The sequence below is a fragment of the Alcanivorax sp. IL3 genome, assembly GCF_047495465.1.
Lineage (GTDB): Bacteria > Pseudomonadota > Gammaproteobacteria > Pseudomonadales > Alcanivoracaceae > Alcanivorax > Alcanivorax jadensis.
The window spans coordinates 2,048,969-2,072,338 of sequence record NZ_CP179931.1; the positions used below are offsets into that span (position 1 = coordinate 2,048,969).

Annotated in this window: 25 protein-coding genes and 1 tRNA gene; 12 read left to right on the top strand and 14 right to left on the bottom strand. The window is 58.4% G+C overall.

Annotated elements, in window-relative coordinates; all coding sequences use genetic code 11:
* Positions 1–15: 15 nt before the first annotated feature.
* Positions 16–103, bottom strand: a tRNA-Ser gene (locus ACMG4M_RS09535).
* A gap of 20 nt (positions 104–123) precedes the next feature.
* On the opposite strand from ACMG4M_RS09535, the gene ACMG4M_RS09540 reads away from it, so the two are divergent.
* The 6 genes from ACMG4M_RS09540 to ACMG4M_RS09565 all read left to right on the top strand — a co-directional run bounded on the left by ACMG4M_RS09540 (position 124) and on the right by ACMG4M_RS09565 (position 3,102).
* Positions 124–447: a hypothetical protein gene (locus tag ACMG4M_RS09540; protein WP_272961770.1), complete on the top strand. Its 324-nt coding sequence runs from the start codon at positions 124–126 to the stop codon at positions 445–447.
* Complete coding sequence (locus tag ACMG4M_RS09545) at positions 444–1,124, top strand: Bax inhibitor-1/YccA family protein (protein ID WP_035244483.1); 681 nt, start codon at positions 444–446, stop codon at positions 1,122–1,124. Before ACMG4M_RS09540 ends, ACMG4M_RS09545 begins: the two co-directional genes overlap by 4 nt.
* Positions 1,124–1,483: a sulfurtransferase complex subunit TusD gene (gene tusD, locus ACMG4M_RS09550; protein WP_272961769.1), complete on the top strand. Its 360-nt coding sequence runs from the start codon at positions 1,124–1,126 to the stop codon at positions 1,481–1,483. The genes ACMG4M_RS09545 and tusD overlap by 1 nt, the downstream gene beginning before the upstream one ends.
* Positions 1,476–1,778 (top strand): hypothetical protein, encoded by a 303-nt coding sequence (locus ACMG4M_RS09555; protein ID WP_272961768.1) that lies wholly within the window; start codon positions 1,476–1,478, stop codon positions 1,776–1,778. The genes tusD and ACMG4M_RS09555 overlap by 8 nt, the downstream gene beginning before the upstream one ends.
* A 4-nt stretch (positions 1,779–1,782) precedes the next feature.
* Positions 1,783–2,034 (top strand): hypothetical protein, encoded by a 252-nt coding sequence (locus tag ACMG4M_RS09560; RefSeq protein ID WP_272961767.1) that lies wholly within the window; start codon positions 1,783–1,785, stop codon positions 2,032–2,034.
* A 66-nt stretch (positions 2,035–2,100) separates the two neighbouring features.
* Complete coding sequence (locus ACMG4M_RS09565; protein WP_272961766.1) at positions 2,101–3,102, top strand: glycosyl transferase family protein; 1,002 nt, start codon at positions 2,101–2,103, stop codon at positions 3,100–3,102.
* 137 nt (positions 3,103–3,239) lie between these two features.
* Here the strand turns inward: ACMG4M_RS09565 and cysG are convergent, their stop codons facing one another.
* The 6 genes from cysG to ACMG4M_RS09595 all read right to left on the bottom strand — a co-directional run bounded on the left by cysG (position 3,240) and on the right by ACMG4M_RS09595 (position 10,788).
* Positions 3,240–4,631 carry a siroheme synthase CysG gene (gene cysG / locus ACMG4M_RS09570; protein ID WP_414429870.1) on the bottom strand — a complete coding sequence of 464 codons (1,392 nt, stop codon included), beginning with the start codon at positions 4,629–4,631 and terminating at the stop codon, positions 3,240–3,242.
* A gap of 32 nt (positions 4,632–4,663) precedes the next feature.
* Positions 4,664–5,956 (bottom strand): serine--tRNA ligase, encoded by a 1,293-nt coding sequence (gene serS / locus ACMG4M_RS09575; RefSeq protein WP_414429871.1) that lies wholly within the window; start codon positions 5,954–5,956, stop codon positions 4,664–4,666.
* A gap of 172 nt (positions 5,957–6,128) precedes the next feature.
* Positions 6,129–6,521 carry a fluoride efflux transporter FluC gene (locus ACMG4M_RS09580; RefSeq protein WP_414429872.1) on the bottom strand — a complete coding sequence of 131 codons (393 nt, stop codon included), beginning with the start codon at positions 6,519–6,521 and terminating at the stop codon, positions 6,129–6,131.
* Positions 6,518–7,849, bottom strand: a complete 1,332-nt coding sequence (locus ACMG4M_RS09585) for a replication-associated recombination protein A (RefSeq protein WP_414429873.1) — start codon at positions 7,847–7,849, stop codon at positions 6,518–6,520. The genes ACMG4M_RS09580 and ACMG4M_RS09585 overlap by 4 nt, the downstream gene beginning before the upstream one ends.
* Positions 7,846–8,460 carry an outer membrane lipoprotein chaperone LolA gene (lolA, locus tag ACMG4M_RS09590; RefSeq protein ID WP_052042424.1) on the bottom strand — a complete coding sequence of 205 codons (615 nt, stop codon included), beginning with the start codon at positions 8,458–8,460 and terminating at the stop codon, positions 7,846–7,848. The genes ACMG4M_RS09585 and lolA overlap by 4 nt, the downstream gene beginning before the upstream one ends.
* Before the next feature lie 12 nt (positions 8,461–8,472).
* Complete coding sequence (locus ACMG4M_RS09595) at positions 8,473–10,788, bottom strand: DNA translocase FtsK (protein WP_035244492.1); 2,316 nt, start codon at positions 10,786–10,788, stop codon at positions 8,473–8,475.
* Positions 10,789–11,099: 311 nt separating this feature from the next.
* Between ACMG4M_RS09595 and trxB the strand changes: the two genes are divergently transcribed.
* The 4 genes from trxB to infA all read left to right on the top strand — a co-directional run bounded on the left by trxB (position 11,100) and on the right by infA (position 13,968).
* Entirely contained in the window at positions 11,100–12,047 is a 948-nt protein-coding gene (gene trxB, locus ACMG4M_RS09600; RefSeq protein ID WP_272961763.1) for a thioredoxin-disulfide reductase, read from the top strand.
* Between the two features lie 3 nt (positions 12,048–12,050).
* Positions 12,051–12,773 carry a leucyl/phenylalanyl-tRNA--protein transferase gene (aat, locus tag ACMG4M_RS09605; protein ID WP_272961762.1) on the top strand — a complete coding sequence of 241 codons (723 nt, stop codon included), beginning with the start codon at positions 12,051–12,053 and terminating at the stop codon, positions 12,771–12,773.
* A gap of 129 nt (positions 12,774–12,902) precedes the next feature.
* Positions 12,903–13,616, top strand: a complete 714-nt coding sequence (locus ACMG4M_RS09610; RefSeq protein WP_414431129.1) for an arginyltransferase — start codon at positions 12,903–12,905, stop codon at positions 13,614–13,616.
* Between the two features lie 133 nt (positions 13,617–13,749).
* Entirely contained in the window at positions 13,750–13,968 is a 219-nt protein-coding gene (infA, locus tag ACMG4M_RS09615) for a translation initiation factor IF-1 (protein WP_008929746.1), read from the top strand.
* A gap of 132 nt (positions 13,969–14,100) precedes the next feature.
* Here the strand turns inward: infA and clpA are convergent, their stop codons facing one another.
* A complete protein-coding gene (clpA, locus tag ACMG4M_RS09620; RefSeq protein ID WP_414429874.1) occupies positions 14,101–16,365 on the bottom strand; it encodes an ATP-dependent Clp protease ATP-binding subunit ClpA in 2,265 nt (754 codons plus the stop codon).
* Positions 16,366–16,412: 47 nt separating this feature from the next.
* Positions 16,413–16,769 carry an ATP-dependent Clp protease adapter ClpS gene (clpS, locus tag ACMG4M_RS09625; protein WP_297763562.1) on the bottom strand — a complete coding sequence of 119 codons (357 nt, stop codon included), beginning with the start codon at positions 16,767–16,769 and terminating at the stop codon, positions 16,413–16,415.
* Between the two features lie 522 nt (positions 16,770–17,291).
* Here clpS and ACMG4M_RS09630 point away from each other — a divergent pair.
* The gene (locus ACMG4M_RS09630; RefSeq protein WP_414429875.1) at positions 17,292–17,555 is read left to right on the top strand and encodes a cold-shock protein; all 264 of its coding nucleotides are present in this window, start codon (positions 17,292–17,294) and stop codon (positions 17,553–17,555) included.
* A gap of 27 nt (positions 17,556–17,582) precedes the next feature.
* On the opposite strand, the gene icd is transcribed toward ACMG4M_RS09630, so the two are convergent.
* Positions 17,583–18,845: an NADP-dependent isocitrate dehydrogenase gene (icd, locus tag ACMG4M_RS09635; protein WP_414429876.1), complete on the bottom strand. Its 1,263-nt coding sequence runs from the start codon at positions 18,843–18,845 to the stop codon at positions 17,583–17,585.
* 301 nt (positions 18,846–19,146) lie between these two features.
* A complete protein-coding gene (locus ACMG4M_RS09640; protein WP_272961758.1) occupies positions 19,147–21,369 on the bottom strand; it encodes an NADP-dependent isocitrate dehydrogenase in 2,223 nt (740 codons plus the stop codon).
* 218 nt (positions 21,370–21,587) lie between these two features.
* Here ACMG4M_RS09640 and ACMG4M_RS09645 point away from each other — a divergent pair, with 218 nt between their 5' ends.
* Positions 21,588–22,211, top strand: coding sequence for a pseudouridine synthase (locus ACMG4M_RS09645; protein WP_272961757.1), 624 nt, complete (start codon positions 21,588–21,590; stop codon positions 22,209–22,211).
* On the opposite strand, the gene ACMG4M_RS09650 is transcribed toward ACMG4M_RS09645, so the two are convergent.
* Genes ACMG4M_RS09650 through moaC form a run of 3 tightly spaced genes read right to left on the bottom strand, consistent with a single transcriptional unit; the run spans position 22,114 to position 23,359 of the window.
* Positions 22,114–22,587, bottom strand: a complete 474-nt coding sequence (locus ACMG4M_RS09650; protein WP_272961756.1) for a molybdenum cofactor biosynthesis protein MoaE — start codon at positions 22,585–22,587, stop codon at positions 22,114–22,116. The two genes, ACMG4M_RS09645 and ACMG4M_RS09650, sit on opposite strands and share 98 nt — an antisense overlap.
* Positions 22,584–22,838 (bottom strand): molybdopterin converting factor subunit 1, encoded by a 255-nt coding sequence (gene moaD / locus ACMG4M_RS09655; protein WP_414429877.1) that lies wholly within the window; start codon positions 22,836–22,838, stop codon positions 22,584–22,586. The genes ACMG4M_RS09650 and moaD overlap by 4 nt, the downstream gene beginning before the upstream one ends.
* A 38-nt stretch (positions 22,839–22,876) precedes the next feature.
* The gene (moaC, locus tag ACMG4M_RS09660; protein ID WP_414429878.1) at positions 22,877–23,359 is read right to left on the bottom strand and encodes a cyclic pyranopterin monophosphate synthase MoaC; all 483 of its coding nucleotides are present in this window, start codon (positions 23,357–23,359) and stop codon (positions 22,877–22,879) included.
* Positions 23,360–23,370 lie beyond the last annotated feature (11 nt).

Genomic DNA, 23,370 nt, shown 5'->3' on the forward strand with positions numbered 1-23,370 from the left:
TGCGGGCTTCTTGTTTGGCGGAGGGGGTGGGATTTGAACCCACGGACGGTCTCCCGTCGCCGGTTTTCAAGACCGGTGCATTCGGCCACTCTGCCACCCCTCCGAACAGGTCAGCAATAATACATGAGCAACAAAGTCAGTCAATCGCGGTACGCAAATCAGGATGGCAAATGGTTGAAAGTTAACCAAAACCGACGTTCACCGACGTCCTTTTGGTCTACTGAAGATAAATCCGTTATTGATAACCATGACGCTACAGATGCCGGCATCACGATGATGACGATATCCACTTTCTTGGCGCGACAAATTTCCCCAAAGGGCTGCCGCGGCTCTCCCCCTCGTAAAACCACAAAAAACAAGGCTTTTCGCCTGCTTTCATTGCTTGATTTTGACGCGGCCGCCCTTATTATCACAGGTACAATTCGCAGGATGAGTGCAAACACATGAATAACCAGACCAACCCCTATTCCGTATCCTCGCACGGTGCTGCCGTCACCGGGGAACGTGCGGCCCAGGTATTGAAGAACACCTACATGCTGCTGGGGCTGTCACTGATTGTAGCTACCGGTGCATCCTGGTTTGCCATGGCCAGCAACATCGGTTTTGTCAACGTATGGCTGACCCTCGGCGTCTACTTCGGCCTGCTATTCGCCACCAATATGCTCCGCAATAGCGCCTGGGGCATCCTGGCCGTATTCGGTCTGACCGGCTGGCTGGGCTTTACCACTGGCCCGATCATCAACATGTACGCGCAAATGCCTGGCGGCATGGAAACCGTGACCATGGCTCTGGGCGGTACTGCAGGGATCTTCGTGGCCATGTCAGCCATCGCTCTGGTGACCAAGAAAGACTTCAGCTTCATGACCAATTTCATCATGGTCGGTATTCTGGTGGCTTTTGTTGCGGCAATCGCCAATATCTTCTTCGCCATCCCGGCACTTGCCCTGGCGATCTCCGCCGCTTTCGTATTGCTGTCCTCAATGCTGATCTTGTGGCAGACCAGCGCCATCATTCACGGCGGCGAGACTAACTACATCATGGCCACGGTGACCTTGTTCGTGTCCCTGTATAACCTCTTCATGTCTCTGCTGCACCTGCTCACCGCCCTCGGCGGCGACGATTGATGCGGTTTGCCCTTCTGGTCAATGCGGCGGCGGATTCCGCCGCCGCACTGACCGCTCTCCACACCGCCCAAGCCCTGCTGGGCCACTCAGATCACCAACTTTATCGCCTCTTTTTCTACCGGGATGCCGTGCACCTGGCACATCGTCATGCTTGGAGTGCTGACGGAGCCCAAGCCAATGCGGCCCAGCAATGGCAGCAATGGCTGGCTGACAACCCGCTGGACGCGGTGGTTTGTGTGGGGGCGGCACAGCGCCGGGGAGTGGTAGCGGATACCCTGGCGGACGGTTTCTCCCTGGCCGGACTGGGACAGTGGGCAGATGCCCTGATTCACAGCGATCGGGTAATACAGTTTGGCTAATCAGATTCTCTATATCGCCAGTGGCAGCACACCGCTTTCCAGCCAGTTTCAGGAAACCCTGGATATGTTGTTGACGGGTGCAGCCTTCGGCCAGCCCACGATCCTGTGGCTCACCGAAGACTGCCTACAGCAACTGCAATTGGCACCCAGCGACAGCCTGGCACAGCTGCCGGACTTCGGCGTACGCTGTGTCACCGAGGGTCTGGCGCCGGTCGCTACAATCCCGGTGGAGACTCTCGACTCGCAATCTTTGCAGACGCTGCGCGACGAGTGCGGTCAGGTTCTGGTGTTCTAAGGCGATGATTCACCTGATAGGTTTCACCCCGGACAGCCCCCAGCGCCAGGTATTTGAAAGCCTGTATCGGGAAGGCGATATCTGTGTCTTCAGCGATGCTGGCCTGTTGTTTGCTTCACGGTTGTCTCTGCAAGGCGACGGTTACCTGCTTCAGCATCCCGCACTGGCCCTGCCAGACAGCCCTTTGCCGGTTATCGACCATGCCCGGCTGCTGGAGCTGGTCGCCGAACATGGCCCTTGTACCAGTTGGTATTGATATAACGCTCACACGCAGTACGCTGCTCGCAACTTGCACTCCTGCCGGGCATCTACGAGGTTGACCATGACTGAACATGCTTTTGCCCCCTTTGTACGGACGCTTGGCCGCGGCAAACGGGCCCGGCGCAGCCTCACCCGGGAGGAAGCCCGGGAGGCCATGCAAGCCATTCTGGATGGCCAGGTGGAGGATATTCAGCTTGGCGCTTTCCTGATGCTGCTACGGGTAAAGGAAGAAACCCCGGAGGAGCTGGCCGGCTTTCTGGATGCCTGCCGCCCGGTTTGTTATCAGGCACTGGAAACCCTGCCAGACGTGCAGCTGGACTGGCCCAGCTATGCGGGCAAGAAGAAACACCACCCCTGGTACCTGCTGGCTGCCTTGTTGCTGGCCAACCAGGGCATCCGCACCCTGCTCCACGGTGGCCCCGCCCACACTCCCAACCGGGTTTACAGTGACCAGCTGCTGCCACAACTGGGGCTGCCGGTAGCTGGTTCGCCACAGGAGGCCGCCGCGCATCTGGATCAACATGGCCTGGCGTATCTGCCACTGGAGACCTTCTGCGCGCCTCTATCGCGTTTGCTGACCCTGCGCTACTTCCTGGGCCTGCGCTCCCCCATCAACACCCTGGCGCGTAGCCTCAACCCGTCCAGAGCCCCCCTGTCCATGCAGAGCGTCTTCCACCCGGCCTATATCGAGCTGCACCAGGGCGCAGCCGACCTGGCCGGCGATCAGGACCTGCTGCTGTTCAAGGGCGAAGGCGGCGAACTGGAAATCCGCCCGGACGCCCGCACCCAGATCACCGGCATCCGCCACGGTGAACATCTGGAAGGCGCAGCCGTTCTGGACAACGTCATGCCACGGCAAAGCCCCCCTGGCGAGCCGGATGCACAAACGGTGCGGGCGGTATGGCGTGGCGAGCAGAGCGATGACTATGGCGAAAATGCAGTGATCCAGACCGTAGCGGTAGCGCTATGGGGGCTGGACCGGGCGGCTTCCCTGGAGCAGGCGCAGGAGCAGGCACGTGAGTTGTGGCAAAACAGGGACAAGGGACTAATTGATAATGGATAGTTGAGAATTGATAACTACGAATCAACGCGGCACCACCTGAAACACAAGAGGCCGCGCTCAAGCCATGAGCGCGGCCTCTTGCGTACGAGCGACTGATTCCCTCTCACGCGCCGTTATCAATTATCCATTCTCAATTATCAATTGCCCTTCCCAAACCATTCAAACTGCGAATGCAGGCTCACCACACTACCGACGATGATCAGCGTGGGCGCATGGATTTCCCTGCCTTCAATCTGGTCCGGCAGGCTGTCCAGGGTGCCGGTGATCACTTCCTGAAGATTGGTGGTGCCTCGCGAGACCAACCCTATCGGCGTATCCCCGCCGCGACCGTGCTCCATCAACTTGCTACAGATCTGTCGCAGACCGACCAGCCCCATGTAAAACACCACGGTCTCGGTTTCACTGACCAGATGCTGCCAATCCAGATCCACGGTGCCATCCTTGCGGTGGCCAGTGACGAAACGGACGGACTGGGCATGATCCCGGTGGGTCAGCGGGATCCCGGCGTAGGCGGCACAACCGCTGGCGGCGGTGATGCCCGGCACTACCTGAAAGTCGATACCCTCGGCCACGATCAGATCGATTTCCTCGCCACCACGACCGAAGATAAAGGGGTCACCTCCCTTCAGGCGGCACACCTTCTTGCCCTGTTTGGCGTAGTGGACCAGCAGCTCGTTGATGTTGTCCTGGGGTAAGGCATGCTTGTCGCGGGCCTTGCCCACGTAAACCAGCTCCGCATCACGACGGGCAAGATCCACAATGCCCTTGCCTACCAGTCGGTCATAGAGCACCACGTCCGCTTTCTGCAACAGGCGCAGAGCACGGAAGGTGAGCAAATCCGGGTCACCGGGACCGGCGCCAACCAGATACACCTCACCTCGACTCAGCCGTGAAGCATCCGCCGCCTCAATGGCCTCGGCAAGAATGACTTCCGCCTCGCTGTCCTTGCCGGCCATGACCTTTTCGACCAGCGGCCCTTCCAGGGCCTGCTCCCAGAACAGACGGCGTGCGCCCACATTGTTGAGCTTGTCCTTGAGGGGCTGGCGAAACTTTGCCATCAGGTCGGCAAGACGGCCCCAGCGAGCCGGCAACATGGACTCCAGCTGGCTACGTAGCTTGCGCGCCAGTACCGGCGAGGCGCCAGAGGAGCTAATGCTGATCAGTACCGGCGAACGATCCACGATGGCCGGAAAAATGAAGTCACCCAGGGAGGGGTTGTCCACCACATTGACCGGCAATCCCCGAGCCTGGGCCTGCTGGGCCACCGCCGCATTCACCGCCGGATCATCGGTGGCACAGATAACCAGTGTCTGCCCGCTCAGATCGGTACTTTCAAAGGCCCGCTCGTGGATGACACCCTGGCTCTGCACCGCAATGTCGCGCAGATCTGCGCACACATGGGGAGCAACCACGCTCACTTTCGCACCTGATCGGTGCAGAAGGCGCCCTTTGCGCAGGGCGACTTCTCCGCCCCCCACAAGCAGGGCAGATTTGCCCTGCAGTCGCCAGCTGATTGGTAGGAATTCCATCAATGCTCCCGGTTTCAATGAGCAGGAGCGTGCTACTGCAACCGCTCCAGGCCTCTCATGTAGGGGCGCAATGCCTCCGGTACGGTCACGGAACCATCGTCATTCTGATAGTTCTCCAGGATCGCCACCAGTGTACGCCCTACTGCCAGACCAGACCCATTCAAAGTGTGTACCAGTTCGGGCTTGCCGGTTTCCGGGTTACGCCAACGGGCCTGCATGCGACGGGCCTGGTAGTCACGGAAATTGGAGCAGGAGGAAATTTCCCGGTAACGCTGCTGGCTGGGCAGCCATACCTCGATGTCATAGGTCTTGGAGGAGGAAAAGCCCAGATCTCCACCGCACAGGATCACTACCCGATAGGGAAGATCCAGCTTCTGCAGAATCGCCTCCGCATGGCCGGTCAACGCGTCCAGGGCCGCATCCGACTCTTCCGGGCGTACCAATTGCACCAGCTCCACCTTCTCGAACTGGTGCTGGCGGATCATGCCGCGGGTGTCCTTGCCGTGACTGCCCGCTTCGGAGCGGAAACAGGGGGTATGGCAGGTATAACGTCTGGGCAGCGCCTCCGCATCGAGAATTTCATCAGCGGCCAGGTTAGTGACCGGCACCTCGGCAGTGGGAATCAGATACAGCTCGCGCTCACCTTCCATCTTGAACAGGTCATCGGCGAACTTGGGCAGCTGGCCGGTGCCGCGCAGGGCTTCCGGGCCCACCAAGTAAGGCACATAGACTTCTTCATAGCCATGTTCGCTGCTGTGAATGTCGAGCATAAAATCGATCAGCGCACGGTGCAGACGAGCCAAGCCTCCGGTCATTACCGCAAAGCGGCTGCCGGAGAGTTTGGCGGCGCGCTCGAAATCGAGACCGCCCTGCCCCAGTGCCTCGCCCACGTCCACGTGGTCTTTCGGCTCGAAGGCAAAGGTCTTCGGCGTGCCCCACTGGCGCACTTCCACGTTGTCATCTTCATCGTTGCCGGCGGGCACGGCCTCCTGGGGCACATTGGGGATGCCCATCAGGAAGTCACGGATTTCCTCCTGGATCGCCTTGGCGTTAGCCACTTCCTGATCCAGTTCCTGATCAATGGTCTTCAGGGATTCGGCCACCTGGGCCTTGGCCTGCTCCACATCCATACCGGACTGGATCAGCTGCCCCACCTGCTTGGACGCTTTCTTGCGTTCGGCCTGAAGATCCTGGGAGCGCACGTCCGCCTGTTTGCGGCGGGCATCCAGCGCAGCAAAAGCATCCAGATCCAGGTCAAAACCACGCTTGATCAGCGCCGCCTTGATGGCTTCACCGTCCTGACGCAGGGCACGAATATCCAGCATGTTTGTTTTACTCCAAGCAAAAAACGCCCGACGCCAGATGTCTGACGCAAGACGCTGATAAGATTCTTTCCTGTAGGAGCCATGCTTGCATGGCGAACCTTCTCGCGAGAGCGCCCTGACGGGCGGTTCGCCATGCGAGCATGGCTCCTACGGTGTATTTTTTCGGCGGTCGTTATTCGAACACCAACCGCCCCAGCAGCAACCCCAGCCCGCCGAGACAAAAACAGACCAGCACCGACGCCAGGCCGTAACCTGCCGCCATGCCGAAGGCTTTCACTTCCACCAATCGAACCAGTTCGAAGGAAAAGGTGGAGAACGTTGTCAGGGCACCGAGCATGCCGGTCATCAGGGCCAGGCGCCAGATCTCACCCACCGGCAGGCTGGACAAAGCCACCGCCAGAAAGCCGAACAGAAAGCTGCCCACCAGATTCACCCCGAAGGTGGCCCAGGGCCAGGCCGGCATGGACGGTACGCCAATCCACAGGGTGGTGGCGAAACGCAGGCAAGCGCCAATGGCACCACCGCCGGCAACGGCGAGCCAGGGCGCCAGGGTTGCCATGCTCATTGCTCGTCTCCGTAGCGCTTCCAGTTGCTCTGCTCGTTTAGTCCACGCAGGCGGGCCAGCTTTTCCGCCACCTTGATCTCCAGCCCCCGGTGGACCGGTTCGTACAAACGCGTGCCACTGAGGCTGGGCGGAAAGTAGTTTTCGCCGGCCACAAAGGCATCAGGAAAATCGTGGGCGTAATGATACTCGGCCCCGAAGCCTTCGTCTTTCATCAACTGGGTGGGCGCGTTGCGCAGATGCAGCGGCACTTCGTCAGTGGGATGGTCGCGCACAAGCGCCCGGGCCTGGTTGTAGGCCTTGTAAACCGCGTTGCTCTTCGGCGCCACGGCCAAATAGGCAATGGCCTGGGCAATGGCCAGCTCACCTTCCGGACTGCCCAGCCGCTCCTGCACATCCCAGGCCTGCAGGCACAGGGTGAGTGCCCGAGGGTCAGCGTTAGCCACCTCTTCGCTGGCCATCCTCACTACGCGGCGGGCAATGTACAGGGGGTCACAGCCACCGTCCAGCATGCGGGCAAACCAGTACAGGGCCGCATCCGGGTCGGACCCGCGCACGGATTTATGTAGCGCGCTGATCTGGTCATAGAACAAATCCCCGCCCTTGTCGAAACGTCGTACCGCATCGCGCAGCACTTCACGCATCAGTTCCGCATCGATCACCGGTGCCTCGCCGCCGGCCAGGTCTGCCGCCACTTCCAGCATGTTGAGCAGGCGCCGGGCATCGCCATCAGCGTAGTTGAGCAATAACTCGCGGGCTTCATCATCAAGCTGCATGCCCTTCAGGCTTGGCTCCGCCAGAGCCCGCGCCAGCAGACCGCGCAGATCATCCGAAGTCAGCGATCGTAGCCGGTATACCCGGGCCCGGGACAGCAAGGCGTTGTTGAGCTCGAAGGAGGGGTTTTCTGTGGTGGCACCGATAAAGGTAATGGTGCCCTCTTCCACGTGGGGCAGAAAGGCATCCTGCTGGGCCTTGTTGAAACGATGCACTTCGTCCACGAACAGCACCGTGCGGCGGCCCTGTCCCAGGCGAACCTGGGCCTGCTCCACCGCGGCACGGATATCCTTGACCCCGGACAGTACTGCAGAAAGGGTAATAAACGCCGCATCCACTGCCTGGGCCAGAATCAGGGCCAGGGTGGTTTTGCCCGTGCCGGGCGGGCCCCACAGAATCATGGAATGCAGTTGTCCGCGCTCAAGCGCCTGCCGAAACGGCTTACCGTCGCCCACCAGATGCTGCTGGCCCACGTACTCGTCCAGCGAGGTAGGACGCAGGCGCGCCGCCAGGGGCTGGGCCTGCTGGGCAGCATCGGTGGCGAACAGGTCGTTCATTGCTGTTGCTGAATGACATCCGTGCCTTCCGGCGGCACGAAGTTGAAAAGGGAGTCATCAATGCCGCTGTTAACGGTCAGATCGCGAAAATCAATCACGGTCTGCTGACCCAGGGCATCCTGGAGGCGCATGGAGCTGGGCTGGTCGCCCTGGAAGGTCACATCCAACTGGTCAAACAACGGATCCTTGCCTTTTGGCTTCAGCCGATAGGTAATCCTTTCTGCCTCCCGGCTGCGCTCGGAAATGGTGAAGGCTTCGGCCACATCCGCGGGCTTGCCACCAAACAGCAAGGCCGGCGTCTGACCCAGATCCTGGCTGAGAGGGCGCACGACTACCTGCTCCAGATCCTGGTCATAGACCCAGACGGTATTGCCATCGGACACTGCCAGTTGCTCGAAGGGCATCTCCGTGGACCAGTAAAAGCGGTTGCCCCGGGCCACCTGAAACTCCCCTTCCGCTTCCTGCATGTGGGTGCCGCCCTGATCCAGCACCATCTGTTCGAACTCACCCTTCATGGACTCCAGCTTCTGCAGCTTGGACAACAGTTCGTCAGTGGGTGCCGCCCACAGCAGGGTTGGCATGATCAATAGTCCGGTTACCAGATTACGCATCAAAACTCCTTGTTATACCGGCGGAGGTGCCAGCACTTCGCGCTGACCATTATTCCCCGCCTCAGTCACAACCCCGGCCATTTCCATGGCTTCCACCAGACGGGCGGCGCGGTTGTAGCCAATTTTCAATTTCCGCTGCACGGAAGAAATGGAGGCCCGGCGCGACTGGGTCACGTAAGCCACCGCCTCGTCGTAAAGCGGGTCGTTTTCGTCATCACTCCCACCACCGGCACTTTCCATACCGGGCATGGGCGCATTGAGGTCGCTGCCGCCATCGAGAATTTCTTCCAGATAGTTCGGCTCACCACGCTTGCGCCAATCGTCACAGACACGGTGTACCTCTTCATCTGAGACAAAGGCACCGTGAACCCGTTCCGGAACACTTTTGCCGCCGGGCAAATAAAGCATGTCCCCGTGGCCGAGCAGTTGCTCCGCCCCGCCCTGATCCAGCACCGTACGGGAATCAATCTTGGAGGATACCTGGAAGCCGATCCGGGACGGGACGTTGGCCTTGATCAGGCCGGTAATCACGTCCACAGACGGGCGCTGGGTGGCCAGAATCAGGTGGATGCCGGCAGCCCGGGCCTTCTGGGCGATACGGGCGATCAGCTCTTCCACCTTCTTGCCGACGATCATCATCATGTCGGCAAATTCATCGATTACGATGACGATATACGGCAAATGCTCCGCCAGAGGGGCTTCTTCCTCCAGATTCATGGGGTCGTCGGGCTTCCAGAGCGGGTCCTTGAGAGGCTGGCCGGCCTTTTTGGCATCCGCCACCTTGCGGTTGTAGCCGGAAAGGTTACGCACGCCCATGGAGGCCATCAGGCGATAACGCCGCTCCATCTCACCAACCCCCCAGCGCAGGGCTCCGGCAGCTTCCTTCATATCGGTAACCACCGGGGTTAGCAGGTGAGGTATACCGTCGTAGACCGCCAGCTCGAGCATCTTCGGGTCAATCAGGATCAGCCGCACATCTTCCGGACTGGATTTGAACAGCATGGACAGCAACATGGCGTTCACACCCACCGACTTACCGGAGCCGGTGGTGCCCGCCACCAGCATATGGGGCATTTTCGCCAGATCCGCCATGACCGGGTTACCAGCAATATCCTTGCCCAACGCCATAGTCAGCGGTGACTGTGACTGATCGAACATTTGTGTGCCGACCACCTCAGTAAAACGAATCATTTCCCGCTGTTCGTTGGGAATTTCGATGCCAACCGTGGTTTTGCCGGGAATCACTTCCACCACTCGCACACTGATCACGGCCAGAGAGCGAGCCAGATCCTTGGCCAGGTTGGTAATCTTGGACACCTTGATACCCGGGGCCGGCTGGATCTCGAAACGGGTAATCACCGGCCCAGGCTGCACAGCCACTACTTCGGCCTCGATATTGAAGTCTTTAAGCTTGATTTCCAGCAGGCGGGACATGCCCTCAAGCGCTTCCTCAGAGAAACCGCCCTTGGCCTCTTCCATCGGGTCCAGCAGCACCAACGGCGGCAGTTCGCCGCTCACTTCGGTGGTGAACAGCTTCTGCTGCTTCTCTTTATGAACTCTGGCGCTCTTCTCCACCGGCTTGGCAGGCTTGGCAATCTTCGGCGGTGTGCGGGTTTCCGCTTTCTTCTTGGCCTCGCTGATTACCTTGGCGCGCTTTTCATGGGCCTGTTTCTTCTGCTGGGCCTCTTCACGTTTCTTGCGTCGCGCCTGCCACCAGGCGGGGATTTTCTCGAACGCACCCAGCACCATGGCGCCAAGGCCTTCAGCCAGGGCAATCCACGACAGATCGGTAAAGATGGTGACCCCGATCAGGAACAGGGCAACCATAATCAGGCTGCCGCCAAGGGGGTTGAAGCTGGCCAGCGCCGCGGCGCCGACTTCGTGGCCGAGAATCCCGCCGGCGCCTTCAGGCAGTGCATCACCCACGGTGAAGTGCATGTAAGACAACGCGGTGCCGGCCAGCATGGTCAACACGAAGCCTACCAACCGCAGGCTGAATAGTGGCCAGCTGCCAGGCAAGCCCGCGTGACGTTCACGCAGCACCTTGGTGGCCCAGAAGCCCACCAGCACTGGAAACAGGTACGCCATATAGCCGAACAGACCCAGCAACAGATCGGCGCTGAATGCGCCGGCACGGCCGGCAGCATTGCGCACCGCGTCAACGTTGCCCACGTAGGACCAACCCGGATCACGGCTGTCGAAGCTGATCAGCGCCAGCAGCAGATACAGGCACAGGGCGATCAGAGCAATCACCATGCCCTCGATCAAGCCGCGCTTGAGATGGCGGGAAAACCCGGACTGTCCTTGCCCGGCAACCGTTTTACTCACGCCTTACCCCTTGAGTTGATAAAGTCTTAAAGAAGTGCCGATAACGAATTGAAATTATTGCGATTGTAGTCAATCCCGCTGGGAGCGGCCAGCTTTGTCGCCCCGCCACTGGCGGGCCGGCGGGGATTATCGCACAAATCCTCCCGACTGCCTGCCCGGGCTGGCTGCAGTTGGCTTATCCTATGACACTTATAGGCTTCACGAACCCCCTGTTTTACGGTAGTTTTCACACGCCTTGAATGCGAAGGGCCGCGCCCCCATTTGTGTGGGAGCCATCAGTACCTGACCTTACCTATCAACTGGAGTTCTCAATGAGCGACGTGCAGCACCATCGCCTGATTATCCTCGGTTCCGGCCCTGCGGGTTACACCGCTGCCGTTTACGCCGCCCGTGCCAACCTCAAGCCGGTGGTCATTACCGGGATTCAGCCGGGTGGCCAGCTCACCACCACCACCGAGGTAGATAACTGGCCCGGGGACGTGGAAGGCCTGCAGGGTCCCGACCTGATGGTGCGCATGCAGCAGCATGCTGAGCGCTTCGAGACCGAAATGGTCTACGACCACATCAACGAGGTGGATGTGCGCAATCGCCCCTTTACGCTCAAGGGTGATAGCGGCACGTACACCTGTGATGCACTGATCATCGCCACCGGCGCCACCGCCATGTATCTGGGCCTGGAATCCGAGGAAGCCTTTATGGGCCGAGGCGTTTCCGCCTGCGCCACCTGTGACGGTTTCTTCTACAAGAACCAGCGCGTAGCCGTTATCGGCGGCGGCAACACCGCTGTCGAGGAAGCGCTGTATCTGTCGCATATCGCTGAACACGTCACCCTGGTACATCGCCGCGACAGCCTCCGTGCGGAGAAAATCCTCCAGGACAAGCTGCTCGCCAAGGACAACATCAGCGTTGAGTGGGACCACACTCTCGAAGAGGTGCTCGGCGATGACAGCGGCGTTACCGGCATGCGCATCACGTCCACCAAGGGCGAAGGCAGCAAGGATGTTGAGCTACAGGGCGTGTTTATTGCCATCGGTCACAAACCGAACACGGATATTTTCCAGGGTCAGCTGGACATGAATGACGGCTACATCAAGATCCACAGCGGCATCGAAGGCAATGCCACTGCGACCACTGTTGAAGGCGTATTTGCCGCCGGCGACGTGGCGGATCACGTTTACCGTCAGGCAGTGACTTCCGCCGGGGCCGGCTGCATGGCTGCGCTGGATGCGGAGAAGTATCTGGACAACCTGAACCACTAAGGCATGGTGCCGTGGCTGGAACCGGGAACACCGTTCCCGGAGACCCGCACCGCCCTGACCGACCCGGAGGGCCTGTTGGCCGCCGGGGCGGACTTGAGCCCGGAGACCCTACTCCGGGCTTATTCGTTGGGTATCTTTCCCTGGTATGACGCGGACTACCAGCCAATCCTGTGGTGGTCCCCTGCCCCGCGCTGCGTGATCCATCCGCAAAAAATTCATGTCAGCCGCAGTCTTACCCGCCACCTGCGCCGTAGCGATTTCACCGTCACCCTGGATCGGGCTTTCGAGTCTGTGATGCGCCTGTGCGCTGCCCCACGCGCTGATGGCACGGGCACCTGGATCAGTGAGGAGATGATTGCGGCCTATGTGCGCCTGAATACCCTTGGCTATGCTCACAGCCTGGAAATCTGGCAGGACGGGCAGATTGCCGGTGCTGTCTACGGCATCAAGCTGGGCGGAGTGTTCTTTGGCGAATCCATGGTTTCCCCGCGGCCAAACGGTTCCAAGATGGCCTTTGCCGCCCTGCGCGCCCTGGCGGCCACCCTTGGCATCCAGCTTATCGACGCCCAGGTCGAGAACCCGCACCTGCTCACTCTGGGCGCCGAACTGATCGACCGCCCCACCTTCGAGGGATTGCTGAAACAGCTGGTCCCTGACACCCCGACAGCCGAACGCTGGCCTGACACCGAATGGAACCGATCACTGGTGCTGACGCCTGACGCCTGACGCCTGACGCCTGACGCCAATGATGCAGTTCCAGAGTACCAATGCCAGCAGTCATCAGCGCCTTATTTGGATTTCTGCTTCCTGCGTCTCGTATCTGGCGTCTGGCGTTATTTCCTCTACACTGAAGACATGACCGATCTGTCCACGCTGCGATTTTTCCGCACCCCGGCCCACAGCTGCAGTTACCTGGAGGACCGCCAGGCCTCTACCCTGTTTGTGGACCCACAGGCGAAACTGTCACCAGAGCTCTACAGTGAACTGAGCTTGCTGGGGTTTCGACGCAGCGGTGATTATCTCTATCGCCCCCACTGCGAGGGCTGCAACGCCTGCATTCCAGCGCGAGTAAGGGTGGCGGATTTCAATCCCCGTCGCCGCCACCGGCGCATCGAGAAAGCCAATCAGGATCTCACCGTCCACCGGGAGCCGGCTCGCTACACCCGCGAGTTCTACAATCTCTACGCGGCCTATATAGATCAACGCCATGGCGACGGGGATATGTATCCCCCTTCGGAGGAACAGTTCACCAACTTTCTGACCTGCGACTGGGCCGATACCCATTTCTACTGCTTTCGCCAGGGCCAAACCCTGCTGGCCGTGGCGGTCACCGACCAACTGAAAGATGGCCTTTCTGCGGTCTACACCTTCTTCGATCCGCAACTTCCTGAGCGCAGCCTGGGAGTGATGGCGCTGCTCTGGCAAATCCGCCACTGCCAGCACCTGGAACTCCCCTACCTGTATCTGGGCTACTGGATTAATCAATGCCAGAAGATGGAGTACAAGAGCCAGTACCGCCCCCTGGAAATCCTCCGCAGTGGCGCCTGGAAAGAGTTCGACCCGGACTGAATGGCCTCTCCGGGCCGCCTGCAACGGGCTGAATAACCCGCTTTTTAACCGCTTCCCAACTTCTTTTGCAGCCAGGCGTCTTTTCCGGCACAATTGCGCCCGCTAATAGCCGGTAACCCAAGGTATTCGTTGGATGGCGAAAGAAGAGCAGATTGAACTAGAAGGTGTCATCGTTGAAACCCTGCCAAACACGATGTTTCGTGTGAAGCTGGACAACGGTCATGTTATTACCGCCCATATCTCCGGGAAGATGCGTAAATTCTATATCCGCATTCTCACCGGCGACCGGGTCAAGGTGGAAATGTCCCCCTATGACCTGAGCAAGGGCCGTATTACGTTCCGCATGAAATAAGTGAAAGGCAGTTAACAGTTAATAAGTAACAGTTAACAGCTAAAAAATACCCCCGTCTTTTCACAGAGCCGGGGGTATTTTTGTTTTTTCTTAGCTATTAACTATTCACTGTTAACTTTTCACTGCTTCTCTTTATGCTGGCTCCGGTTCCGCCGCCTTTACGGCGAGCGACAGCTGGCCATCCTTCTCGGTCACATCGACCTGCCCACCGTTCTCGGACAATTCGCCGAACAGCAATTTTTCCGCCAGCGGCTTCTTGAGCTGCTCCTGGATCAGGCGTGCCATGGGGCGGGCACCCATATCCTTGTCGTAGCCCTTGTCTGCCAGCCAGGTTCGGGCGGCCTTGTCCACGTTGAGCACCACACCCTTCTCGTCCAGCTGCGCCTGCAGTTCCACCAGAAATTTGTCCACCACACCGAGAATAACCTCGCTGGTGAGCGGCAGAAACTGGATGGTGCCATCCAGGCGATTGCGGAATTCGGGCGTGAATACCTTCTTCAGCACCTCCATACCGTCCGTGCTGTTGTCCTGCTCGGTAAAGCCGATAGAACGCTTGTTGAGGACCTCTGCGCCGGCGTTGGTGGTCATGATCAAAATCACATTACGGAAGTCCGCCTTGCGACCGTTGTTATCGGTCAGGGTGGCGTTATCCATCACCTGCAACAGGATATTGAACACCTCAGGGTGGGCCTTCTCGATTTCGTCCAGCAACAGCACACAGTGCGGCGTCTTGGTGACCGCTTCAGTCAGCAGCCCGCCCTGGTCGTAACCCACATACCCTGGCGGCGCACCAATCAACCGGCTCACGGTGTGACGCTCCATGTACTCGGACATGTCAAACCGCACCAGTTCCACACCGAGAGCCCGGGCAAGCTGACGGCTAACTTCGGTCTTGCCGACGCCGGTGGGGCCGGCAAACATGAAGCTACCAATGGGCTTGTGCTCACCCTTGAGGCCGGCACGGGACAACTTGATGGCTGCCGAGATGGTGTCGATGGCCTCTTCCTGGCCGAACACGGTCATCTTCAGGTCCCGCTCCAGGTTGCGCAGCAGCTCCTTGTCAGACGAGGACACCTGCTTGGGAGGAATGCGGGCAATCTTCGCCACCATGTCTTCCACATCGGATTCGTCGATGGTGTGCTTGCGCTGATCTTCCGGGCGCAGGCGCTGCCAGGCCCCTACCTCGTCGATTACGTCGATGGCCTTGTCAGGCAGGTAGCGATCATTGATATAACGGGCACTCAGTTCCGCCGCCGCTTTCAGGGCCGCATCGCTGTAGCTCACATCATGATGCTTCTCGAAACGACTTTTCAGCCCCTTGAGAATCCCCACGGTATCTTCCACGGAGGGCTCCACCACATCGATCTTCTGGAAGCGACGTGACAAGGCACGGTCCTTCTCGAACACGCCCCGGTATTCCTGGAAGGTGGTCGAGCCCATGCACTTGAGTTCACCGCTGGCCAGCATCGGTTTGAGCAGATTGGAGGCATCCATAACGCCACCGGAGGCCGCGCCCGCGCCAATGATGGTGTGAATCTCATCGATAAAGAGAATCGAGTTCGGGTCTTTCTTGAGCTCCGCCAGTACCGATTTCAGGCGCTTCTCGAAATCGCCCCGGTACTTGGTGCCAGCCAGCAATGCGCCCAGATCCAGCGAGTAGACGGTGGCATCCAGCAGCGGTGCCGGTACCTTCTCTTCCACGATCATGCGGGCCAGCCCTTCGGCGATGGCCGTTTTGCCGACACCGGGCTCGCCGACCAGCAGCGGGTTGTTCTTGCGGCGACGGCAGAGAATCTGCGCTGCCCGCTCAATCTCGAAAGCCCGACCCACCAGCGGATCAATGCGATCAGCGCGGGCCAGTTCATTCAGGTTGCTGGCGTAGTTTTCCAGGGCACTGGCTGGCGCGCTCTCACCGCCGTTCTCCATGTCCTGTTCCGCCTCCATGGACGGCTCCGCGTCCTGCACCTGGGAGATGCCGTGAGCAATGAAATTCACCACATCCAGGCGATGGATATCCTGACAGTTGAGGAAATACACTGCCTGGCTTTCCTGCTCATTGAAGATGGCCACCACCACATTGGCGCCGGTCACTTCTTTCTTGCCGGAAGATTGCACGCTGAACACCGCACGCTGCAGCACCCGCTGGAAGCCCAGGGTTGGCTGGGTATCGCGGTCCGGGTCGCTTTCCGGCAATAACGGCGTGGAATCCTCGATAAACTGGCTTAACGAATCGCGCAGTTCCTCCAGATCTGCGCTACAGGCACGCAGAACCTCGACGGCCGCCTCGTTATCCAGCAGCGCCAGCAGCAAATGCTCAACGGTCATGAATTCATGCCGGTGGCTACGTGCGTGGCGGAACGCTTCGTTGAGCGTCATTTCCAGTTCTTTGCTGAGCATAAGGCTACCTCACTGCAGTACCCGGACATTCAGCTGGGGGGCCTGAATCAGGCCTTCTCCACCTGACACATCAGCGGATGCTGATTTTCACGGGCATATTCCACCACCTGAGTGGCTTTCGTTTCGGCGATATCCTGGGGATACACCCCGCACACCGCCTTTCCTTCAGTATGGACCGTAAGCATCACACGGGTTGCCTGCTCGCGGCCCAGATTGAAGAAGTCTTCCAGTATCTCTACCACAAAATCCATGGGGGTGTAGTCATCATTGAGCATCAACACCTTGTACATGGAGGGGGGCTTCAACTTCGGCCTGGCCTCTTCCACCGCCAGATCACCATGGCGATCCGGGTCGGAAGGGGAATCTGCAGGCCCGTTACGGAGATCATCTTTTCCGTGAGCCATCACCGAGTGCCCTTGTTGTTGCCAGTTCATAATGCCTCAAAACCGTTGTAACCCTGCTGGCGTCAGCAGGCAATGAAGAAATGATGGGCGGTAACGGATTTTTCAATCCCTAGCAGGCTGCTAAATAACCCCTTGCGTGCTCAGTCTTTCAGGCTGGCTCGTAATCTAGGCGCAATTTTGACGGTGTGTGTCCACCCATCTAGAAATTGCAACAACGAGTACGGTCCAGCCTGGAAGACCCGAAGGGCGCGGCCTGAAGCGCACATCTGCTGCGCCTTGTCTCTAGGAAAGGGAACCACCCTGCCCGTCGAGACAAGACACAACAGCTGCACGCTTCAGGCCGCGCTGAGCATGCAAGGGTTATTTAGCAGCCTGCCAGCCCGTAAATATTTCACGGGCTTGACACCCTGCGACGCATGTTTAAAAGTTGCACGATAACTCCGGTTACCAGTTTACCGTAGCAGTCGGCCCGGGGATAACAACAAACAATGACAGCCATTGGATAGGCAAGAGGGAAGGACCATGGCAACGGGACGAGTAAAGTGGTTTAACAATGCCAAGGGGTACGGGTTTGTCAGGCCAGATGAAGGGGGAGAGGATCTGTTCGTCCACTACTCCTATATCCAGATGGAGGGCTACAAGAGCCTGAAGGCAGGCCAACCCGTGGAATACGAGGTTCAGCCGGCCAACAAGGGCTTTCATGCCGTCAATCTTCGTGCTGATGGGGAATACGTGGAAGCCGATAACGAAGTAGGCGCCGCTGAAAAACAGTCGACGCCTTCCTGATAGCACCATGAGTGGGTATCTGGCTGATCAGATACCCATATGCTCAATCACTGCATCACCGAATTCAGAGCACTTCAGCAACGTGGCATCCGGCATCAGCCTCTCGAAGTCGTAGGTCACGGTCTTGGCGGCGATGGCCCCTTCCACACCATTGATGATGAGGTCGGCTGCATCATTCCAGCCCATGTGGCGCAGCATCATTTCCGCTGACAGGATCAGAGACCCGGGGTTCACTTTGTCCTGACCGGCGTACTTCGGTGCAGTACCGTGGGTCGCCTCGAACAGGGACACGGAGCCACCGATGTTGGCGCCCGGCGCGATGCCGATACCGCCCACTTCCGCTGCCAGGGCATCGGAGATGTAGTCCCCGTTCAGGTTCAGGGTGGCAATCACGCTGTAGTCGGCTGGACGCATGAGTATCTGCTGGAGGAAAGCATCCGCAATCACATCCTTGATGATGATTTCCTTGCCGGTACGCGGGTTCTTCATGGTCATCCAGGGGCCGCCATCCAGCAATTCAGCGCCGAAACGGTCCCCGGCAAGCTGATACCCCCAGTCTTTAAAGGCCCCCTCGGTGTACTTCATGATGTTGCCTTTGTGCACCAGGGTGACAGAATCCTTGTCGTTATCGATGGCGTACTGGATCGCCTTGCGAACCAGTCGCTGCGTCCCTTCACGGGACACCGGCTTGATGCCGATACCGCAACCTTCCGGGAAACGAATCTGGGTAACGCCCATTTCCTCACGCAGAAAACGGATCAGTTTGGTCGCTTCCGGGCTGTCCGCAGCCCACTCGATACCCGCATAGATATCTTCGGAGTTCTCGCGGAAGATGATCATATCGGTGAGTTCAGGGTGTACCACCGGGCTCGGCACCCCTTCAAAGTAGCGTACCGGGCGCATGCAGGTGTAAAGATCGAGTTCCTGACGCAGAGCTACGTTCAGAGAGCGAATACCGCCACCGACCGGGGTGGTGAGCGGTCCCTTGATGCCCACGGTGAATTCCCGAAGGGCTTCCAGGGTCTCTTCGGGCAGCCATACATCGGGCCCGTAAACCACGGTGGCTTTTTCCCCGGCGTAGACTTCCATCCAGGTAATGCCACGCTTGGTTCCATAGGCTTTTTCGATTGCAGCATTAACCACGTGCATCATCACTGGTGAGATATCAACACCAATGCCGTCCCCTTCGATATAAGGAATAATCGGGTGGTTGGGGACATTCAGGGACAGGTCCGCATTGACCGTGATTTTGTCACCGTCTGCGGGGACCGTGATCTTTTGGTATCCCATCTACACTACTCCCTCTGAATAAAAGCGAATTAGGCGCCTGTCGGCGAGTATAGCACCGACATTAAGCTTGCGGACATCCGGGGCAGACCCGGGTTCGCCGTGATGCTACCCCTCTTTGCGGGCGCTCTGATCTTTCAAATCCCTTCCCACAGAAGCGGAATCAACCTCAATAGAGATCAGAAATGCCAGCATGCCCGGAGTGGGCAAACAGGGACAGGCTCATCAATGCGATCACCGCATAACGGGTACCGCCTGGCAGAAAAAACCGGCTTTCGCCGGCTTTTTCTTTCGCGTCTGACGCTTACAGTTTGTCCATAATATTATTGAAGGTGGCACTTGGCCGCATGGCAGCGGAGACCTTGCTGAAGTCAGGGTTGTAGTAACCACCGATATCAATGGGGGAACCTTGCACCGCTATCATTTCCTTGACGATGTCATCTTCATTTTCGGTAAGTGCAGAGGCAATCTCAGTGAATTTGTCTTTCAACTCGGCATCATCGTCCTGTGCAGCCAAAGCCTGAGCCCAGTACATGGCCACATAGAAATGGCTTACCCGGTTGTCAGGCTCACCCACCTTCCGTGACGGTGACTTGTTCTGCTCAAGATACTGCTCATTGGCCTTATCCAGGGCAGCGGCAATGACACTGGCCTTCTTGTTGCCATACTTTTCGCCTAGCTCTTCAATGGACACCGACAGCGCCAGAAATTCGCCCAGCGAGTCCCAGCGCAGGTGGTTTTCTTCCGTGAATTGCTGCACATGCTTCGGCGCGGAGCCGCCAGCACCGGTTTCATAGAGACCACCGCCGGCCATCAAAGGCACAATGGAAAGCATCTTGGCGCTAGTGCCGAGCTCCAGGATCGGGAACAAATCCGTCAGATAATCACGCAACACATTACCCGTGACGGAAATGGTATCTTTGCCGCGAATCATGCGTTCCATGGTATAGCGGATCGCCTGGACCGGAGACATGATGCGTATATCAAGCCCTTCGGTATCATGATCCTTGAGGTATGCCCTGACCTTCTGGATAAGCTGTGCATCGTGCGCCCGCTCTTTATCCAGCCAGAAAATGGCAGGGGTGCCGCTTTGCCGGGCACGGTTAACCGCCAGCTTCACCCAATCACGGATAGGCAGATCTTTCGCCTGGCACATACGCCAGATATCACCCTTCTCCACGTCGTGGGTCAGTAGCACCTGGCCATCTTCACGGACGATACGCATAGTACCGTCTGCTTTTACTTCGAACGTTTTGTCGTGAGAGCCATATTCCTCGGCTTTCTGCGCCATCAAACCCACGTTAGGCACAGAACCACAGGTCACCGGGTCAAAGGCGCCATGGGTTTTGCAGAAATTGATGACTTCCTGATAGATGGTGGCATAGGTGCTTTCGGGGATGACGGCCTTGGTGTCTTTCAGCTTGCCGTCAGCGCCATACATTTTTCCACCCTGGCGAATCATTGCCGGCATGGAGGCATCGACAATAACGTCGGATGGCACATGCAGGTTCGAAATGCCACGGTCTGAATCAACCATAGCCAGTTCAGGCCGGTGCAGGTAACAGGCACGAATGGTGGATTCGATTTCCAGGCGCTGGGAAATCGGTAACTCCTCGATCTTCTGGTAGATGTGGCTCAAGCCGTTGTTCGGGTTGGCGCCGATCTGTTCCAGGGTGTCGCCATGTTGATCAAACAGCTCTTTGTAGAAACGACGAACCGCATAGCCGAACACAATGGGGTGAGACACCTTCATCATGGTGGCCTTGACGTGCAGGGAGAAAAGGATGCCGGTGTTCTTGGCATCGTCCAGCTGCTCGTCAAAGAAGTCACACAGCGCCTTTTTGCTCATGTACATGGCATCAATCACTTCGCCATCCAGAAGCGGCAGTTCCGGCTTCATGACAGTGACGTTGCCGTTTGAGTCCTCGAGCTCAATGCGGACCTTGCATGCCTTCTCTATCGTGGTGGAGGTTTCATGGGAAAAGAAGTCACCGCCACGCATATGGGCAACATGGGTACGGGATGCCTGGCTCCAGTAACCCATACTATGGGGATTCTTGCGTGCGTAATTTTTAACCGCAATCGGCGCGCGACGGTCAGAGTTGCCTTCGCGTAGCACCGGGTTGACCGCAGATCCCAGGATTTTGGTGTAGCGAGCCTGGATCTCCTCTTCTTCCTCGTTGTGAGGCTCATCAGGATATTCCGGCACACTGAAACCGTGTTCATTCAGCTCCTCGATAGCTTCCCTGAGCTGATGAATGGAGGCACTGATATTGGGGAGTTTGATGATGTTGGCTTCAGGATCTTGCGTCAAAGCCCCGAGTTCAGAGAGGGCATCTTCAACTTTCTGCTCATCAGACAGATATTCAGGGAACGTGGCGAGAATACGTGAAGCCAGTGAGATATCACTGCTTTCAACGTCTATGCCAGCGATCGACGTAAATTTTTCAATGATGGGTAAAAAGGAATAGGTCGCCAGCGCTGGCGCCTCATCAGTTATGGTATAGATAATTTTAGGGGTGGTCATAAAATTACAGGTCCCAATTGTATTGGCAGTGCTTCCCGCCCGACATGAGCCGGCTTTTGGCCGTCAGATCAGCGAGACCGAACAGGAGTGCTCCCTCCAGATAAACCGTATTCTGCATCAGCTGGCGAGTATAGCACCGACCGCCTACCCTTGTTAGCGTAGCCACCCGGTACCGCGACTCAAATCATCAATGACAGCCATCAGGAATGTCAGCCCATATGGCGCAACTGATTTTGCTCAACAAACCCTTTCAGGTCCTTTCCCAGTTCAGCGACGATCAGGGCCGACAAACGTTACGCGAGTTCGTGCCAGTACCCGGTGTGTACCCGGCCGGGCGGCTGGACTGGGATTCTGAAGGGCTGCTGTTGCTCACCGATGACGGTCCCCTGCAGGCACGCATCAGCCAGCCGCGCTTTCATCTGCCCAAGACCTATCTGGTGCAGGTGGAAGGTACGCCCGGGGAGCAGGAACTGCAAAAACTGCGCCAGGGAATCACTCTCAAGGACGGCCCATGTCGGCCAGCCCAGGTAGACGCCATCCAGCCCCCTGATCTGTGGCCGCGCCACCCACCTGTGCGGACCCGTAAAACGGTAACGGATAGCTGGCTGAAGCTCACCATAGACGAAGGTCGAAATCGCCAGGTTCGCCGTATGACTGCAGCTATCGGCTACCCCACCCTGCGCCTGGTTCGCTGGCAGATCGGCGACTGGGACTTGACTGGTCTGGCCCCGGGAAAATGGCGTTCTATGGCAATTCATGCGCCGAAAGCCCCTGCAACCAGGCGGCAGCGGCCTCGGCATCCCTCTCGCGGGCCTCGACCCAAAACCAGTGGCCGCCGATAAACTCTTTCTTCCAGAATGGCGCCCGGGTTTTCAGCAAATCCATGATAAAAGCACAGGCCTCAAAAGCGGCCTGCCTGTGAGCGGCACTCACCGCTACCTGAACGATGTCATCTCCAGGCGACATGGTGCCAACCCGGTGCACCACCCAGGCACCATTAAGGTGCCACTGCTTACCGGCCTGCTCGACAATGGTGCTCAGCACCGACTCGGTCATCCCCGGGTAATGCTCCAGATGGAGCGCCTCCACCCTGCCCTGCTCATCACGCACCTGCCCGGCAAACTGTACCTGGGCACCGCTAAGGCCGGCATCACGAAGCCAGACGGCCGGCTCGGCACTACCCAATGGCCCGTTACGAATCTCGATGCGCGTTTTCATCCGCCGGTCACCGGCGGAAACAGGGCAACCACATCACCGTCGGAAATCACCGCATCCTCAGTGGCCAGCACCTCATTCACTGCCACCATGCGGCGAGGCGTGGCTGTAAGGGCCTGAGCAACTTGCGGGTCCTGCTCTGTCAGCCAGTCCGCCAGCTTCGCCACGGTATTTACCGCTTCCGGTGGCGACACCGTCATACTGTCACTGCCCACCCGCTCGCGCAGGGCTGCAAAAAAATGCACTTCAATCATTGTTACGCCTCATGCTCCACGCTACACGCATAGCGCCATCACTCGGTCCGGACATAGTGACCACTGCGCCCGCCTTCTTTCTCCAGCAAACAGATCTCTTCAATCACCATGCCACGATCCACCGCCTTGCACATGTCGTAGAGCGTCAGCGCGGCCACCGAGGCCGCGGTAAGCGCCTCCATTTCCACACCGGTGACCCCCTTGAGCTTGCAGGTAGTGAGAATTTCCAGGCTATCCTGCCCCGCTTCTTCAATAGCTACCGTCACCTTGCTCAGCAACAGGGGGTGACACATGGGGATCAGATCCCAGGTTTTCTTGGCCGCCTGGATCCCGGCGATACGAGCGGTGGCAATCACATCCCCCTTCGGGTGGCGCTGATCGCGGATCATTGCCAGGGTTTGTGGCTTCATGCGGATGCGTGCCCGGGCCGTAGCCTCTCGCTGCGTTTCCGCCTTGTCCGTCACGTCCACCATCTGGGCGCGTCCCTGGTCATCCAGGTGGGTAAACCGGTCACCGGGCATTGATCACTCCT

Excerpts from the sequence above, each read along its gene's own strand:
- ACMG4M_RS09540 (WP_272961770.1), top strand. The coding sequence starts at position 124 with ATGAGCAACAAAGTCAGTCAATCGCGGTACGCAAATCAGGATGGCAAA.
- ACMG4M_RS09545 (WP_035244483.1), top strand. The coding sequence starts at position 444 with ATGAATAACCAGACCAACCCCTATTCCGTATCCTCGCACGGTGCTGCC.
- tusD (WP_272961769.1), top strand. The coding sequence starts at position 1,124 with ATGCGGTTTGCCCTTCTGGTCAATGCGGCGGCGGATTCCGCCGCCGCA.
- ACMG4M_RS09560 (WP_272961767.1), top strand. The coding sequence starts at position 1,783 with ATGATTCACCTGATAGGTTTCACCCCGGACAGCCCCCAGCGCCAGGTA.
- ACMG4M_RS09565 (WP_272961766.1), top strand. The coding sequence starts at position 2,101 with ATGACTGAACATGCTTTTGCCCCCTTTGTACGGACGCTTGGCCGCGGC.
- cysG (WP_414429870.1), bottom strand. The coding sequence starts at position 4,631 with ATGGAATTCCTACCAATCAGCTGGCGACTGCAGGGCAAATCTGCCCTG.
- serS (WP_414429871.1), bottom strand. The coding sequence starts at position 5,956 with ATGCTGGATATTCGTGCCCTGCGTCAGGACGGTGAAGCCATCAAGGCG.
- ACMG4M_RS09580 (WP_414429872.1), bottom strand. The coding sequence starts at position 6,521 with ATGAGCATGGCAACCCTGGCGCCCTGGCTCGCCGTTGCCGGCGGTGGT.
- ACMG4M_RS09585 (WP_414429873.1), bottom strand. The coding sequence starts at position 7,849 with ATGAACGACCTGTTCGCCACCGATGCTGCCCAGCAGGCCCAGCCCCTG.
- lolA (WP_052042424.1), bottom strand. The coding sequence starts at position 8,460 with ATGCGTAATCTGGTAACCGGACTATTGATCATGCCAACCCTGCTGTGG.
- trxB (WP_272961763.1), top strand. The coding sequence starts at position 11,100 with ATGAGCGACGTGCAGCACCATCGCCTGATTATCCTCGGTTCCGGCCCT.
- aat (WP_272961762.1), top strand. The coding sequence starts at position 12,051 with ATGGTGCCGTGGCTGGAACCGGGAACACCGTTCCCGGAGACCCGCACC.
- ACMG4M_RS09610 (WP_414431129.1), top strand. The coding sequence starts at position 12,903 with ATGACCGATCTGTCCACGCTGCGATTTTTCCGCACCCCGGCCCACAGC.
- infA (WP_008929746.1), top strand. The coding sequence starts at position 13,750 with ATGGCGAAAGAAGAGCAGATTGAACTAGAAGGTGTCATCGTTGAAACC.
- clpA (WP_414429874.1), bottom strand. The coding sequence starts at position 16,365 with ATGCTCAGCAAAGAACTGGAAATGACGCTCAACGAAGCGTTCCGCCAC.
- clpS (WP_297763562.1), bottom strand. The coding sequence starts at position 16,769 with ATGGCTCACGGAAAAGATGATCTCCGTAACGGGCCTGCAGATTCCCCT.
- ACMG4M_RS09630 (WP_414429875.1), top strand. The coding sequence starts at position 17,292 with ATGGCAACGGGACGAGTAAAGTGGTTTAACAATGCCAAGGGGTACGGG.
- icd (WP_414429876.1), bottom strand. The coding sequence starts at position 18,845 with ATGGGATACCAAAAGATCACGGTCCCCGCAGACGGTGACAAAATCACG.
- ACMG4M_RS09640 (WP_272961758.1), bottom strand. The coding sequence starts at position 21,369 with ATGACCACCCCTAAAATTATCTATACCATAACTGATGAGGCGCCAGCG.
- ACMG4M_RS09645 (WP_272961757.1), top strand. The coding sequence starts at position 21,588 with ATGGCGCAACTGATTTTGCTCAACAAACCCTTTCAGGTCCTTTCCCAG.
- ACMG4M_RS09650 (WP_272961756.1), bottom strand. The coding sequence starts at position 22,587 with ATGAAAACGCGCATCGAGATTCGTAACGGGCCATTGGGTAGTGCCGAG.
- moaD (WP_414429877.1), bottom strand. The coding sequence starts at position 22,838 with ATGATTGAAGTGCATTTTTTTGCAGCCCTGCGCGAGCGGGTGGGCAGT.
- moaC (WP_414429878.1), bottom strand. The coding sequence starts at position 23,359 with ATGCCCGGTGACCGGTTTACCCACCTGGATGACCAGGGACGCGCCCAG.